Below are 14,708 nucleotides of genomic sequence, written 5' to 3' on the forward strand. Positions count from 1 at the left end.
CCTGCCTCCCTACTTCCCCACCACCTCAGGGTGCGCCGCCTGCAGATGCTCCAGCTGCTCGCGGTTGAAGCGCTCGTAGCCCTTCTGCCATTCACTGGGCTGTGTCACCGGCATCACCTGCACCGCCGTCACCTTGTACTCGGGGCAGTTGGTGGCCCAGTCGGAGTTGTCGGTGGTGATCACGTTGGCGCCCGACTCGGGGAAGTGGAAGGTGGTGTAGACCACACCCGGTTGCACCCGCTCGGTGATGGTGGAACGCAGCACCGTCTCGCCCGCCCGGCTCTGGATGCCCACCCAGTCGCCTTCCTTGATGCCGCGGTCTTCCGCGTCCTGCGGGTGGATCTCCAGCCGGTCCTCGCTGTGCCACTGCACGTTCTCGGTGCGGCGGGTCTGCGCGCCCACGTTGTACTGCGAGAGGATGCGCCCCGTGGTCAGGATCAGCGGGAACATACGCGTGACCTTCTCGTCGGTCGGCACGTACTGCGTGATGATGAACTTGCCCTTGCCGCGCACGAACTCGTCGATGTGCATGGTCGGCGTGCCCTCGGGCGCCTCGTCGTTGCAAGGCCACTGCACGCTGCCCAGCTCGTCCAGCTTCTTGAAGCTCACGCCCTTGAAGGTGGGCGTCAGCGCGGCGATCTCGTCCATGATCTCGCTGGGATGCTGGTAGTTCATGGGGTAACCCAGCGCGTTGGACAGCAGCTGTGTCACTTCCCAGTCGGCGTACCTGGCCTTGGGCGGCATCACCTTGGTCACGCGCGAGATGCGGCGTTCGGCGTTGGTGAAAGTGCCGTCCTTTTCCAGGAAGGACGCGCCCGGCAGGAAGACATGGGCGTACTTGGCGGTCTCGTTGAGGAACAGGTCCTGCACCACCACACACTCCATGGACTCCAGCGCATGGGCCACGTGCTGGGTGTCCGGGTCGGACTGCACCACGTCTTCACCCTCGCAATACAGGCCCTTGAAGCTGCCGTCGATGGCCGCGTCAAACATGTTCGGGATGCGCAAGCCCGGCTCGGCGCGCAGCGACACATTCCACACGCTCTCGAACGCGGCGCGCGCCGTGCCGTCCGACACATGGCGGTAACCCGGCAGCTCGTGCGGGAAGGAACCCATGTCGCAGCTGCCCTGCACATTGTTCTGGCCGCGCAGCGGGTTCACGCCCACGCCTTCGCGGCCCACATTGCCCGTGGCCATGGCCAGGTTGGCGATGCCCATCACCATGGTGGAGCCCTGCGCGTGCTCGGTCACACCCAGGCCGTAGTAGATGGCGCCATTCTTACCCTTGGTGGCAAACAGCCGCGCCGCGGCGCGCAGGTCCGCCGCCGGCACGCCGGTGATGGCCTCCATGGCTTCGGGCGAGTTCTCGGGTTTGGCCGCAAATTCGCGCCATTCCCTGAAGGACTTGGCCTCGCAACGCTCGGCCACAAAAGCCTCGTCCACCAGGCCTTCAGTAACGATCACGTGGGCCATGGCGCTGATCACGGCCACATTGGTGCCCGGACGCAGCTTGAGGTGGTGGTCCGCCTTGACGTGGGGCGAACGCACCAGGTCAATGGTGCGCGGGTCCACCACGATGAGCTTGGCGCCGGCGCGCAGGCGCTTTTTCATGCGCGAGCCGAACACCGGGTGCCCGTCGGTCGGGTTGGCGCCAATCACCATGATGATGTCGCTCTTCTCCACCGACTTGAAAGTCTGCGTGCCGGCCGATTCGCCCAGCGTCTGTTTCAGGCCATACCCCGTGGGCGAATGGCATACACGGGCGCAGGTGTCCACATTGTTGTTGCCGAAAGCCGCGCGCACCAACTTCTGCACCAGGTAACCCTCTTCGTTGGTGCAACGCGAAGACACCAGGCCGCCCACCGAATCGCGGCCGTACTTGGCCTGGATGCGCTTGAACTCGCTGGCCGCGTAGGCGATGGCCTCTTCCCAGCTCACCTCGCTCCACGGGTCGTTGATGCTCTTGCGGATCATCGGGCTGGTGATGCGGTCCTTGTGCGTGGCGTAACCCCAGGCAAAACGGCCCTTCACGCACGCGTGGCCCTCATTGGCCTTGCCGTCTTTCCACGGCACCATGCGCACCACCTCGTTGCCCTTCATCTCGGCCTTGAAGCCGCAACCCACGCCGCAATAGGCGCAAGTGGTCGTCACGCTGTGTTCGGACTGGCCCAGCCAGATCACGGACTTCTCCTGCAACGTGGCCGTGGGGCAGGCCTCCACGCAGGCGCCGCAGCTCACGCATTCGGACTCCATAAAAGGCTGGTCCTGGCCCGGTGACACCCGGCTCTCGAAACCACGACCACTAATAGTGAGCGCAAACGTGCCTTGCGTCTCTTCGCAGGCGCGCACGCAGCGGTTGCAGACGATGCACTTGCTGGCGTCGTAGCTGAAGTAGGGGTTGGAATCGTCGATCTTGGGCTTGTTCTCGCCACGGAAGTGGTTGTCGCCCTCCAGGCCGTAGCGCACCTCGCGCAGGCCCGTCACGCCAGCCATGTCCTGCAGCTCGCAGTTGCCGTTGGCGCTGCAGGTCAGGCAGTCCAGCGGGTGGTCGGAAATGTAGAGCTCCATCACGTTCTTGCGCAGCTCCTGCAGCTTGCTGGTCTGCGTGCGCACCTTCATGCCGGCTTCGGCCGGCGTGGTGCAGCTGGCCGGGTAACCGCGGCGGCCTTCCACTTCCACCAGGCACAGGCGGCAGGAGCCGAAGGGCTCCAGGCTGTCGGTGGCGCAGAGCTTGGGCACTTTCACGCCGGCGTCCACCGCCGCGCGCATCAGCGAGGTGCCCTCGGGCACGGTGACGCTCTGGCCGTCGATCTCCAGCGTCACTTCCCGGGCGGACTCCCGCTTGGGTGTGCCGTAGTCGATGTCGAGTTTGAGGTGGTTCAGCATGTGATCTCCTTCAGGCGGCCTTGCGGTCCGGCACGGTGATGCCGAAATCCTGCGGGTAATGGTTGAGGGCGGACAGCACGGGGAAAGGCGTCATGCCTCCCATGGCGCAGAGCGAACCGTTGACCATGGTGTCGCACAAGTCGCGCAGCAACTTGACCTGCTGCGGCCTTTCCTGGGGGTCGCCCTCGACGATGCGGGCTATCACCTCCACCCCGCGGGTGGAGCCGATGCGGCAGGGCGTGCACTTGCCGCAGGATTCGGTCACACAGAACGCCATGGCGTAACGGGCCAACTTGGACAGGTCTGCCGTGTCGTCGTGGATCACGATGCCGCCGTGGCCCACCGTGGCGCCCACGGCCGTCCAGCCCTCGTAGTCCATGGGCAGGTCCCAGTGCGCTTCGGGCACATAGGCGCCCAGCGGGCCGCCCACCTGCACCGCCTTGATGGGCCGGCCGCTGGCCGTGCCGCCGCCGTAGTCGTACATCAGCTCGCGCAGCGTCACGCCAAAAGCCTTTTCCACCAGGCCGCCGTACTTGACGTTGCCCGCGATCTGGATGGGCAGCGTGCCCTTGGAACGGCCCATGCCGTAGTTGGCGTAAAAGGCCGCGCCGCGCGCCAGAATGATGGGCACCGAGGCGTAGGTGATCACGTTGTTGATGACGGTCGGTTTGCCGAACAGGCCCTGCAACGCCGGAATCGGCGGCTTGGCCCGCACCACACCGCGCTTGCCTTCGATGCTTTCCAGCATGGCGGTTTCTTCACCGCAGACATAACTGCCCGCACCCTTGCGCACTTCCAGGTGGAAGGCCTGGCCCGAACCCAGCACGCTGTCGCCCAGGAAACCGGCCGCCGTGGCGCGCTGGATCGCCTCGTTCAGCGTTTGAATAGCGTGCGGGTACTCGCTGCGCACATAGATGTAGCCGCGCGTGGCGCCTGTGGCTATTGCCGCGATCGTCATGCCCTCGATGAGCATGTAGGGGTCGCCCTCCATGGTCATGCGGTCGCTGAAGGTGCCCGAATCACCCTCGTCCGCATTGCACACCACGTATTTCTGGTCCGCCTGGGCGGCGGCCACCGTCTTCCACTTGATGCCGGCCGGGAAGGCCGCGCCGCCACGGCCGCGCAGGCCCGAGTCCAGCACCTGCTGCACCACTTCGGTGGGTTTCAGCGTCAGCGCCTTGCGCAGGCCGGCGTAGCCTTCGAACAATTCGTAGTCAGACAAAGACACCGGGTCCGTGATGCCCATGCGCGCAAAGGTCAGGCGCTCCTGCTTGCTCAGGTAGGGGATCTGGTCCGTCAGGCCCAGGTTCAGCGGGTGCTTGCCGCCCGTGTGGAAAGCAGCCTCGAACAGGCCCGCCACGTCTTCCACCTGCACGGGGCCGTAGGCCACACGGCCCTGGGGCGTGACCACCTCCACCAGCGGTTCCAGCCAGAACATACCGCGCGAGCTGTTGCGTACCAGTTCTATGCCCACCTTGCGCTTGCGCGCCTCCAGCACGATGAGCGCCGCCACCTCGTCGGCCCCCAGGGCCAGGGCCGCGGAGTCACGCGGCACATAGATCTTCACGGCGGAGTTCATGCGGCCTCCTTCAGCTGCGCCAGCAGATGGTCAAACTTGGCGTGGCTCACGCGGGCGTAGGGCTTGTCGTTGATGCTCATCGACGGTGCCGTGGCGCACAGGCCCAGGCAGTAGACCGACTCCAGCGTCACCTTCTGGCCCTTGGCCTTCTGGCTGGCGTGTTCCCACAGGGCTTCGGAGCCGCAGGACTGGCAGGCCTCAGCCCGGCAGACCTGCACCACGGCACCCTTGGGCGCCTCGGTACGGAAGTGGTGGTAGTAGCTGATGACGCCATGCACCTCGGCGCGCGAAAGGTTCAGCGCCAAGGCTATGTCGGCCACGGCCTCGGTCGGCACATGGCCCAGCGCGTCCTGGATGTCGTGAAGGATGGGGAGCAGCGCCCCCGGCATATCGCGCTTGTCGTCCAGCACCCGGCGTAGGGTGCTCTGGACCTGGCTGTTGTTTGTCATGTCTGCCTCGCTGTTCAGCGACGCACCCAGGGAATGGGCACGTCTAACGAGGCGGAGTGTCAGTCTGAGGTCAACACACGGTCAAATTGCTTTGGGACATGCTTGCATTTAGTTTGATGATGTATGCAACAGGATGCATAGATGACATGCAAAAGTCTTCATCGGATGGGCAGAGTGTTCTACGCGCTTTGGTCACGACTCAAAACGAGTTCACCAACGATCTACTGCTCATCCCCAGAGCGCGCCCAAGGTAACCACCAATAGCCACCCCTGCAGTAACGGGGCAAAATCCGTCAATAAATCAGGGGGGGGCTCGCCATGTACGACCATTCATACAGTGTCAACGCGCTCAAGGGCGTATTGCGAAAGCGCGATTTCCATTCAGTCAGAGGGCAGACCGCCGCTAACGTGAACGCGTATCGAAAAGGCCTACTGGATAGAGCCAGTAAGTCGGCGGAAACAGACTTTGGTGGAAAAAATCCGATTGAACTTTTTCACCTCAAAAAGAAGTCGACTTATCGGATCCAAGATTTAGGTGACGATCTCGTCATTCGGAAACTCTCAAAGAATCTTTCTGAATACATAGGAACCCCGAACTGGGGAAGAGATTTTGTCATTTCAAATCTCCAACTGCATCTTGAAGAAGGTGTTCCTTACAGGCTGTATCGACTCGACATTAAGAGCTTCTATGAGAGCTTCTCTCAGGACGAGATCTTGGCGCGGATTACGGCACTGCAAGGCCTTAGTCCAATCAGCAAACGGCACCTCAGGACTCTGCTGTCATATTTTTCGGCTTTAGGAGGAACGGGGATACCACGGGGAATGGCAATTAGCGCCGTCCTGGCTGATCTGATGATGAGGAACTTTGATTTACAGGCTTCGCGCAGTCCATTCGTCTACTTCTATGGTCGTTACGTCGACGACATTGTGGTTCTAACGAATACGACAGAGAAGCCCGATGAATTCTTGAAACAACTCATAAGAGGACTCCCGACTGGGCTTCGCCTGAATAGCTCCAAGCAGCAGATGATCACAATCCCGGAGGAGGTGAAGACGGTCGACAAACAGATCTCTCCAAACTGCGTTGTTGAATACCTAGGATATCGATTCACCGTCTTCGATCCGTTGAAGAAAAAAGCAACCAGGCGCCCTATCTACCGAGATGTCCACGTAGACATAGCCGATCAAAAACTGAGGCGAGTCAAAACGCGGATCGCCCAAAGCTTCCTTGACTTCTCAAAAAGCAGGGATTTCCAGTTGCTGCACGAAAGAATCAAATTTCTCACTTCAAATTTCAGTGTTCAAGACAGAAATTCGGGACGAAAAAGACTTGCGGGCATTCACCACAGCTATCCACAACTGACACCTGAGGCTAAAGCGCTCGAAGGTCTTGATCAGTATCTTCGGGCCGCAGTCCTATCAAAGACTGGCCGAGTCTTTGGACTTTCTGCACGGCATTTGTCGAATCAGCAGAAGCGACAACTCTTGCGCTACAGCTTTAGACGAGGCCATACGGAACAGATCCTGTCGCATTTTTCCGGGCAGAAAATTTCCGCAATCCAGAAGTGCTGGAACTATGAGTAAGCGTAAACCGATCAAGATAAGCAGGCGCGACTATGCCCGTGTGCTGATTACCGAGACCCTCCCATACGAAACGCCGATCATCTTCTCAAGTGGAGGTCTCTATGATCAAGTCAGGGCAATGGGCGATGGCGACAGCATCCATAACACGTTCTTACGACGTCTAATCTTGGGGGAGGATGCACCGCAAGCAGGTGGGGGGACTATCCCACTTTTATATAAGATTAGAAAGAATTCAAAGGAATTTCGACGCCTAGCTCTCATCCACCCAAGAGCTCAGTGGCGGATCAAGCAGTTCTACGAGAAGTATGAAAAGCTGATTCTTCATCACTGTTCTATCAGTCCGGCATCCATACGGGCTCCACAAAAGGTCGCTGGAAGCTTCTACAAGAAAAGCTCTTGGGAAAACCTTAACCAGTACAAGACAGACGCTGTCGCAGTAATGTCACTAGACGAGCTCACCAAACACAGCCCGTCATTTTTCACTTATCGAAATTTCGATCGTCTTTACAAGTTCTTCGAGTCAAGGGACTTCTTTGAACTTGAAAAGAAGTACGAACTAATGTGGACCTTGGACGTTTCGAAGTGCTTTGACAGCATCTATACACACTGCTTGTCATGGGCGATCAAAGACAAGGAGTTCACGAAAAAGCACGTCAATTGCCATAGCACATTCGCCCAGGAATTTGATGCTCTGATGCAGTTCGCAAACCATAACGAGACAAATGGGATCGTTATTGGTCCTGAGGTAAGCCGTGTTTTTGCAGAAATCATTTTGCAGCGAGTAGATGTAAAAGTTATCCAACGACTGGCTAACGGCAGCTCAAGCCTTGAGTTCGGTAAGGACTACGCATTCAGACGATACGTCGACGATGTGTTCATCTTTGCCAAGAGCGAACTAAGTGCAGCCGAGGTATATGAGTGTTACTCCGATGCGCTCGTGTCGTTCAATCTTCATGCCAATAGCGCCAAATCGACTCGACTCGAACGTCCATTCATGAGTCAAAAGTCCAGGTTGATTCACGCTGTTAGCGTGGAAGTCAATTCGTTCTTAGAAAAATTTCTGCATTCGGACGACGAAACCACGAATCTCTCACCAGGAACCATTCGTTCACCTTGGGCACTCACTCGGAGCTTTATTTCAACCACAAAGGCCTTGTGCACTCAAAATTCAGTGCATTACGACGAGTTATCGTCATACCTAATCGCTGTCTTAGCCGAAAGAACGAAGAAGCTAGTGAGCAATGAGCTTACCGAAGCGAACGAGCACGAGCGAAGAGACTACCTAAATGCTCTGCTTGTACTGCTGGACGTAATCTATTTCTTGTATGGTGTCTCACCAACGGTCGCCGGGTCTTACAAGTTATGTACATCCGTGATCTTGGCGATCAGATTCGCCCAGAAGCATTTGCCCGATCACTATCCAACGCTCGCCCAGCGGGTGTACGAGCTAACGGAAGCGCACTTGGCCGAGGAGCGTCAAAGCAGCGCCCGTAACGTCGACGGATTCCTCCCGCTGGAGACGCTGAATGTCCTGCTTGCTGTTCGAGAACTAGGGGCCGAATATCTGCTACCTGAGACAACTGTGAATGGGCTGATGAATTCAAAAGAGGAATCTCTCTCATATTTTGAGATCATGTGTTGCCTGTATTACGTTCGAGATAGCGTCACCCATAGCTCATTGAGGGCTCGTGCGGTCAAGTCCATCGAAACCAAGCTCTCTGATTTGTCTGATGTTTTGAGAAATAGCGAAAAGGCATATCTTCTACTCGATGCCCTTTGCTGCCCCTACGTTCCGGACAAAAAGAAGCGCGAATGGATTAGGGAGTCATATAGCAAGGCTTTTCAAGCACCAATGCCCGCCAAGAACGAGATCGTTGGGTTCATCACATCTCTCGCTACTGAGCAATGGCAGGTCAGCTGGACAGACGTCGATTTACTGAGTCTCCTCGAGAAGAAAGAGTTGAAGCAGGTCTACCAATAAGCTAGACTAACAAGTGAAAGGTAGAGTTCTTCTCCTCTTCGGTCTCTGTCAAAGGAGGCTGCGTGTTAGTCGGTTAACGAGTGACACTCTCTACATGGCAATCAATGAAAGGCTTCCAAGCTGGACGGCGAATTGGCGTGCATGAGCACTGAACTCTGTTTGGTGCACACACTCAGGAAAAGACCTGCCTTTCACCCATCGTGAGGTCTCGCGGGCGCTCTGGTTATCGCCAGCTCTGTCACATATCCTCATGAGCACTCGAATGGCGCGCACAAACCCACTTCTTCATTGAGTCGCACGGTCCAAAAGCGCAGTGGTTCGGCAAGACGTCGACCGCAGATCATCTCGCCCTAACCCGCGCCCCAACGCACTAGTCAACGCAGCAGTATTCAGCGCCTCAATGACAAAGCCCGCAGCCGGGCGACCTACTTGCCCAGGGACTTGTTCGAATCGTCGGTAAGCGAAACGGCCTTGAGCCGGATCTGGTAGCGCCCCGAGTTCACCAGCGCGATGGCCTGGTCTGAAGACCACTTGGACGAGGTGCTGTAGTTGAGCCGCACCTCTGCGCTCTGACCCCGCGCGATGGCCTGACGCAGGAAGGCGTGCCAGGGCGTGGCGTCCGCCGCCGATGCCGCGATGACAGGCAGCGGTTTGTTGCTGTCGTAAAGCCAGGCGTCGAAGGTGATGCGCTTGAGCGTGGGGTAGCCCATGTTCTGCACATCGACGATGACCACGATCTCGTCGCGGCCCGAGGCACCCTGCACGACTTCGGCGCGCTTGACCGTCACGATCACTTCGGGCGGTGTTTCGATGTGGACCTTGACACCGGCCGGGCCGGGCGCGGGCTCCACCACGGCCGTGGCAGATGCGGGGGCAGCCGGGGCCGAAGCAGCGGGTACGGGCGCAGGCGCGGGGGCCGAAGCCTTGGCGACCGGGGCAGGCGCGGTCACAGGGGCCGGAGCCGCTGCGGGCTTGGGCGCTGGTTTGGGCACGACGCGCTTGGGCGCTGGAGTGGGGACCGGCGGCGGGGGGGGAGGTTCGGGCAGGAAGAAGATGAGATACGCCCCGACCAGCGCAGCGACGAGGGCAACAAAGGCCACCGCCAGGATGATGCGGTAGCGCAGGGCCAGCTCGCGCAGCCAAGGCAGCAAACGGCGCTTGGCCGTGTTGCGCGCCAGCGCGAGTTCCTTGATGACCTGCTCGCCCTTGGACAGAAAGTCTTCGGACGACTTGAGCCTGAAGCTGCTGTTGCCCTTGGCCTTTTTCTGCAGGCCATGGAGGTAGCGGATGCGTTTGTCCAGGTCCGTGGGCACCACGTACTGCGTCGAGTTGAGCGATTGGCGCAAGCCTTCCCCCGAGCCGCCCCAGTCACGCTGGAGCACACGCTCGATGCGCCTGCAGATGTCGAGAACCTTCTCGGTGTCTTTCACTTGTTGTTCTTCCCTCTGTCACCCAACGCCGCGGGGCCACCGCCGGCCCTGCCCCAACAAAAATGCCCTCATCCAGCGGGCTGGACGAGGGCATCTGCATCTTGATTTGTTTTACCTGCAACCCCGCTGTCGTAGCTCTTTGCCTTAGACCGGTGGCTTTGCGTACTGCACCTTTCGATGCGTTTGCCCTTGTGGCGCGCAGTTTAACGTGAGTATGTAAATTACACCTTATGTAGTAGCGCGTAAGCCCCGGTCGGGTAAAGGGGCTTGCGCCAGCACGCTGCGCCGCAGCATGGCCAGCGCATCGACAGGCCTCTGCGCACACCCTGGTTTGTTAGAGGGGAAACCCGTACGGCAAAACAGTTTTGCGGCACCACACGCACACACCATCTGCCGCAGAATTCCTGCAGCCTCGCAACAGACAACCAGTAGAAGAGGAGACTGTGATGAATGAGCCCGTCCTTTCCATGGCGCCCGGCTGCGCCTGCCTGCCCGAGCGGCGTGGTTTCCTGAGCGGTCTGCTGGCCATGGGGGCCGGTGCCGTGCTGCCCGGTTGCGCTGCCTCCAGCGACGCTGCGGCCGCGATCTCGAACCGCATCGACATCCACCACCATCTGTTCTCGCCGGCCTATGTGGCCGAGCTGGCCAAGGCCAACCAGGCGCCGCCCATCGTGCGCAACTGGTCGCTGGCCAAGACGCTGGACGACATGAACAAGGCCGGTGTGGCCACGGCCATCCTGTCGGTGACCACGCCGCAGGTGGGCTTTACCGATGGCGAGAACGCCAAACGCATAGCCCGCGAGAGCAATGAGTGGGCTGCCCGCCTGGCCAAGGACCACCCGGGGCGTTTCGGCAGCTTCGCCATGCTGCCCATGCACGACATGGACAGCGCGCTGCGCGAGATGGAGTACGCGCTGGACGTGCTCAAGGCCGACGGCATCGGCCTGCTGACGAGTTACGGCGACAAGTGGCTGGGCCACCCCTCGTTTGCGCCGCTGATGGACGAGCTGAACCGCCGCAAGTCCATCCTCTACACGCACCCCACCGCCGCCAACTGCTGCCGCAACATCCTCACGCCCGAGGTGCCGCCCACGGTGATCGAGTTCGGCACCGACACCACGCGCACCATCACCGACATCGTGTTCTCCGGCACGGCCGCGCGCTGCCCGGACCTGCGTTTCATCTTCTCGCACGCGGGCGGCACCCTGCCCTTCCTGACCGAGCGCCTGATCAAGATGCCCGTGCTGGACCCCAAGCTGCAGCCGCGCGTGCCCAAGGGCGTGCTGCACGAGCTGCAGCGTTTCTATTACGACACCGCCTGGTCGGCCCACCCGATGGCGCTGGCTTCGCTGACGCGCCTGGTCAACGTGAGCCAGATCCTGCTGGGTTCGGACTACCCCTACCGCACCGGCGAGGACAACGTGAAGGGCCTGATCGACTACGGCTTCTCGGCCGCCGATCTGCAGGCCATCGGCCGCGGCAATGCGCTGCGCCTCTTGCCCCGCCTCAACGGTTGAACCGGCCGCTCAGGCGACGCGCGCGCCCAGCGGGGTGGAGATGGGCGGCGCCGCGTCCAGCGCAATCCGATGATCCGAATGCCCACCCACCTCGGCCGGCGGCAAGATCACGGCCCCCAGGCGCCGGTACAGGTTCACCGCCTCCACATTTTTCGGTGACACGTTCTCCAGTGTGAAGCTGCCGCAGCCGCGCGCACGGGCGGCTGCGATGAGGGTGCCGATGGCCAGGGTGCCGTAGCCCTGGCGCCGGTACGTGGGCACGGTGACGATGTTGCTGACGCGAAAGTCCCGGCCGAGGATCAGGCCCACGCTCTCCAGCACCTCGTGCCCGCCCACGGCCAGCTTGAAGGTCCAGGTGGGCTCGTCCGCCCCGCCCCAGTAGTGCAGGCGCATCTCGATCCGGTTCTTATCCAGCTTGCTGCTGAACGGCCACATGGCGAACCCTCCCCAAGTACGGTGCGGGCCAGTATAGACAAGCGATGCGCAACGGGTCGGCAGGCCCGGTTCAGCAGCCCCCCACCCGCGCGCCCGCGGCAATGATGGGCGGCGCCGCGTTCAAGGCCTCGATGGCGAAGCCCGCCGCCTGCTTGTAGCGGGCCATGAACTCGTCGCGCTCGGCCTTGGGAATGACGGCGTCGATGTTGTCGAAGACACCGCCGCAGCGTTCGTCCACCACCCCAAGGATGGCGAAGGGGCCGGAGCCGCGGTTGCGCAGCACCAGGGCCGAGATGTCCTTGCACAGCTTCTGGTCGTAGGCCTGCAGGGCCTGCGCATTCACGCCGTGCTGCACCATGGCCGCGCCCAGCACGCGTGTGTCCACGATGGCTTGGCTGGCGCCGGCCGAGCCCACGGGGTACATCACGTGCGCAGCGTCACCCAGCAGGGCCACACGACCGTCCACCCAGGTGGGCACGGGGTCACGGTCGATCATGGGGTACTCGAACACTTCCGTGGCACCGCGCAGCATGGCGGGCACGTCGAGCCAGTCGTAGTTCCAGCCCTCGAAGTGGTGGATGAACTCTTCCAGCTTGACACGACGGTTCCAGTCGCCCTGGGTCCAGCCGCCCTTGTTGTCCACGGTGATCTCGGCGATCCAGTTGATCATGGACAGGCCCGTCTTCGGGTCCGGCGGGGAGATGGGGTAGACCACCACACGGTGTTTGAGTGAGCCCACGCCCACGAAGGACGCACCGGTGCGATGGGCCACCCCCGGCGTGACACCACGCCACATGATGGCGCCGCCCCACTGGATGGGCGGTTGCGTGGGGTGCATCTGCGCGCGCACGGCGGAGTGCAAACCATCCGCGGCGACCAGCAGACGGCCCGGCACTTCGCGCCGCTCGCCATGGCGCGTTTCGATGAAGGCCGTGACGCCCTGCGCGTCGTTGCGGTAGCCCGTGACGCGCTGGCCCAGCTGCACGACCCCCGCCCCCAGGCGGCGCTGCACTTCACGGAGCAGCAGCATCTGCAGCTGGCCGCGGTGCACCGAGTACTGCGGCCACTTGTAGCCGGCCAGCAGGCCGCGCGGCTCGGCGTACACGTCGTTGCCGTTGCGGCCCACCAGGGCCCATTCACGCGCCTGGATGCCGATGGTGTCCAGCTGGTCCGCGCCTATGCCCAGCTCGTAGAGTTCGCGCACGGCATTGGGCTGCAGGTTGATGCCCACGCCCAGGGGCGCCAATTCGGGCACGGCCTCAAAGACCTGGCAGGGCACGCCGATCTGATGCAGGGTGAGGGCCAGTGTGAGGCCGCCGATGCCGCCGCCGGCGATGAGGACGGGGGCTTGTTCTTGGTTCTGGGAAGTCATGTTGTTTGGAGATGCAGGCCGGGGCCTGGCCCCGGGGTGGCGACACTGTAAGGCATGGCCGGCCCGGGCCGGCGGCGTTTTACCTCCGCTATCATGGGCCGATCCCCCATCACACGGCTCTGAGATGCGATCACACTTCCGCAGCTACGCCCTTGGCCTGACGATTGCCCTGTTGAGCCAGACGCCGGCCCAGGCCGCACCAGAATCAGCTCCCGCCCCCACACCCGCGACCGAAGCTGCCGTGGCCCCGCCCCCGGCCAGCATCGCGGACCTGGTGCTGCTGCTGCGCAGTTATGTGCCCGACCTCGAGCGGGTGCGCAAGATCAAGGCCGACATGCAAAAGCCGGTGCCGGCCAGCGGCGACCCCAATGCGCTGGCCCTGGCCTGGCACCTCAAGGCCATGGCCGCCGACGCCCTGCAGGAGATGGGGCCCCGTGACGAGTACCTGACACAGGCGCTGCGCTACGCCCGGCAGGCCGGCCGGCGCAACAGCACCGAGGTGGGCAGCTACCTGCGCATCCGCAACGAATACGCGGGCAACCTGGGACCGGCGCGGGGCATCGCTGCGGCGCAGGACGAGTTTCTGGACTTCGCACGCGAACTGGAGCAGACACCGGACAGCAACCTGGGCATACAGATCAGCGTGTACCGCCATACCGCCGAGAACTACACCCAGCTGGGCGAGCTGGACAACGCCCGGCGTGTCCTGAACAAGCTCGATGCGCTCTATCGCACCCAGGCGGCCAAACGCGGCAAGTCCCTGCAATTGCCGCACTGGGCGGCGCAGATTGAAACCACGCGCGGACGGCTGCTGCAAAGCGCGGGGCGCCTGCAGGAGGCCGAGCGGGCCTTTCTTGCTGCGCAGCGGCAGCGGCAGACCAGCCTGCAAAATCTCGCGTCCCTGGAGGCGCGGGGCAGCTACGCCCAGCCGGAAGACCGCCTGCTGCAACAGGAGGACAGCGCCCAGACCTACCTGGCCAACAACCTCATCGCCCAGGGCCGCCTGGACGAGGCCGAGGTGATATTGCGTGAGGTGCTCAAGACCTCGCTGGTGCGTGAGGGGCGCAACTCGCGGCAGGTGGGGCGCGCGCTCACCTCCCTGTCCCGCATCTACAGCGACCGCGGCCGTAACGCCGAGGCGACCGTGCTGGCCGAGTGGAGCCTGCGCACGCTGACGGAAGCGGGCCAGTCCCCGCTGAGCCCCGCTGTGATCCAGGCCCGCCGCAGGGTGGCCAACACGCTGGTGGCGGTGGGTCGGGCGCAGGAAGCCGTGCCCATGATCGACGCGCTGCGGCGCGAGCTGGCCGATGACACACGTCTGGAAGAAGGCTTCGGCCAAGGCTCCTTCCAGTCCATCCGCGCCTACATCCTGGTGGGGCGCCTGTCCGACGCGCTGCGCGACGGCGACGCCCTGGTGCGCCACAGCACCCAGCACTTCGGTGCGGGCCACTACAACACCGCCGAGGCCCGCGCCT

10 protein-coding genes and 1 riboswitch are annotated in these 14,708 nt (G+C 61.9%); of the genes, 4 read left to right on the top strand and 6 right to left on the bottom strand.

What is annotated here, in order from left to right; translation table 11 throughout:
• Nucleotides 1-9: 9 nt before the first annotated feature.
• Genes fdhF through AC07NT_RS18420 form a run of 3 tightly spaced genes read right to left on the bottom strand, consistent with a single transcriptional unit; the run spans nt 10 to nt 4,914 of the window.
• Nucleotides 10-2,886 (bottom strand): formate dehydrogenase subunit alpha, encoded by a 2,877-nt coding sequence (gene fdhF / locus AC07NT_RS18410; RefSeq protein WP_498596529.1) that lies wholly within the window; start codon nt 2,884-2,886, stop codon nt 10-12.
• Between the two features lie 10 nt (nt 2,887-2,896).
• On the bottom strand, nt 2,897-4,465 hold the full coding sequence (locus tag AC07NT_RS18415; protein ID WP_498596528.1) for a formate dehydrogenase beta subunit: 1,569 nt from the start codon (nt 4,463-4,465) through the stop codon (nt 2,897-2,899).
• A complete protein-coding gene (locus AC07NT_RS18420) occupies nt 4,462-4,914 on the bottom strand; it encodes an NAD(P)H-dependent oxidoreductase subunit E (protein WP_498596527.1) in 453 nt (150 codons plus the stop codon). Before AC07NT_RS18420 ends, AC07NT_RS18415 begins: the two co-directional genes overlap by 4 nt.
• Nucleotides 4,915-5,232: 318 nt before the next feature.
• Here AC07NT_RS18420 and drt3a point away from each other — a divergent pair, with 318 nt between their 5' ends.
• Both drt3a and drt3b read left to right on the top strand, forming a co-directional pair.
• Entirely contained in the window at nt 5,233-6,498 is a 1,266-nt protein-coding gene (drt3a, locus tag AC07NT_RS18425) for an antiviral reverse transcriptase Drt3a (RefSeq protein WP_498596526.1), read from the top strand.
• Complete coding sequence (gene drt3b / locus AC07NT_RS18430) at nt 6,491-8,479, top strand: antiviral reverse transcriptase Drt3b (RefSeq protein WP_498596525.1); 1,989 nt, start codon at nt 6,491-6,493, stop codon at nt 8,477-8,479. The genes drt3a and drt3b overlap by 8 nt, the downstream gene beginning before the upstream one ends.
• A 425-nt stretch (nt 8,480-8,904) precedes the next feature.
• Here the strand turns inward: drt3b and AC07NT_RS18435 are convergent, their stop codons facing one another.
• Nucleotides 8,905-9,909: a hypothetical protein gene (locus AC07NT_RS18435; protein ID WP_498596524.1), complete on the bottom strand. Its 1,005-nt coding sequence runs from the start codon at nt 9,907-9,909 to the stop codon at nt 8,905-8,907.
• A 113-nt stretch (nt 9,910-10,022) separates the two neighbouring features.
• Nucleotides 10,023-10,107: riboswitch (cyclic di-GMP riboswitch) on the bottom strand.
• 248 nt (nt 10,108-10,355) lie between these two features.
• On the opposite strand from AC07NT_RS18435, the gene AC07NT_RS18440 reads away from it, so the two are divergent.
• Nucleotides 10,356-11,426: an amidohydrolase family protein gene (locus tag AC07NT_RS18440; protein WP_498596523.1), complete on the top strand. Its 1,071-nt coding sequence runs from the start codon at nt 10,356-10,358 to the stop codon at nt 11,424-11,426.
• 9 nt (nt 11,427-11,435) lie between these two features.
• Here the strand turns inward: AC07NT_RS18440 and AC07NT_RS18445 are convergent, their stop codons facing one another.
• The gene (locus AC07NT_RS18445; RefSeq protein ID WP_498596522.1) at nt 11,436-11,861 is read right to left on the bottom strand and encodes a GNAT family N-acetyltransferase; all 426 of its coding nucleotides are present in this window, start codon (nt 11,859-11,861) and stop codon (nt 11,436-11,438) included.
• A gap of 70 nt (nt 11,862-11,931) precedes the next feature.
• Nucleotides 11,932-13,233 carry a flavin-dependent oxidoreductase gene (locus tag AC07NT_RS18450; protein WP_498596521.1) on the bottom strand — a complete coding sequence of 434 codons (1,302 nt, stop codon included), beginning with the start codon at nt 13,231-13,233 and terminating at the stop codon, nt 11,932-11,934.
• Between the two features lie 124 nt (nt 13,234-13,357).
• On the opposite strand from AC07NT_RS18450, the gene AC07NT_RS18455 reads away from it, so the two are divergent.
• A partial coding sequence (locus AC07NT_RS18455; protein WP_498596520.1) for a tetratricopeptide repeat protein occupies nt 13,358-14,708 on the top strand: 1,351 nt, incomplete at its 3' end.

The sequence above is a fragment of the Hylemonella sp. GW821-FHT10B10 genome, assembly GCF_059415585.1.

Bases quoted from the DNA above. Each gene is read 5' to 3' on its own strand.
- fdhF (WP_498596529.1), bottom strand. From the start codon at position 2,886: ATGCTGAACCACCTCAAACTCGACATCGACTACGGCACACCCAAGCGG.
- AC07NT_RS18415 (WP_498596528.1), bottom strand. From the start codon at position 4,465: ATGAACTCCGCCGTGAAGATCTATGTGCCGCGTGACTCCGCGGCCCTG.
- AC07NT_RS18420 (WP_498596527.1), bottom strand. From the start codon at position 4,914: ATGACAAACAACAGCCAGGTCCAGAGCACCCTACGCCGGGTGCTGGAC.
- drt3a (WP_498596526.1), top strand. From the start codon at position 5,233: ATGTACGACCATTCATACAGTGTCAACGCGCTCAAGGGCGTATTGCGA.
- drt3b (WP_498596525.1), top strand. From the start codon at position 6,491: ATGAGTAAGCGTAAACCGATCAAGATAAGCAGGCGCGACTATGCCCGT.
- AC07NT_RS18440 (WP_498596523.1), top strand. From the start codon at position 10,356: ATGAATGAGCCCGTCCTTTCCATGGCGCCCGGCTGCGCCTGCCTGCCC.
- AC07NT_RS18445 (WP_498596522.1), bottom strand. From the start codon at position 11,861: ATGTGGCCGTTCAGCAGCAAGCTGGATAAGAACCGGATCGAGATGCGC.
- AC07NT_RS18450 (WP_498596521.1), bottom strand. From the start codon at position 13,233: ATGACTTCCCAGAACCAAGAACAAGCCCCCGTCCTCATCGCCGGCGGC.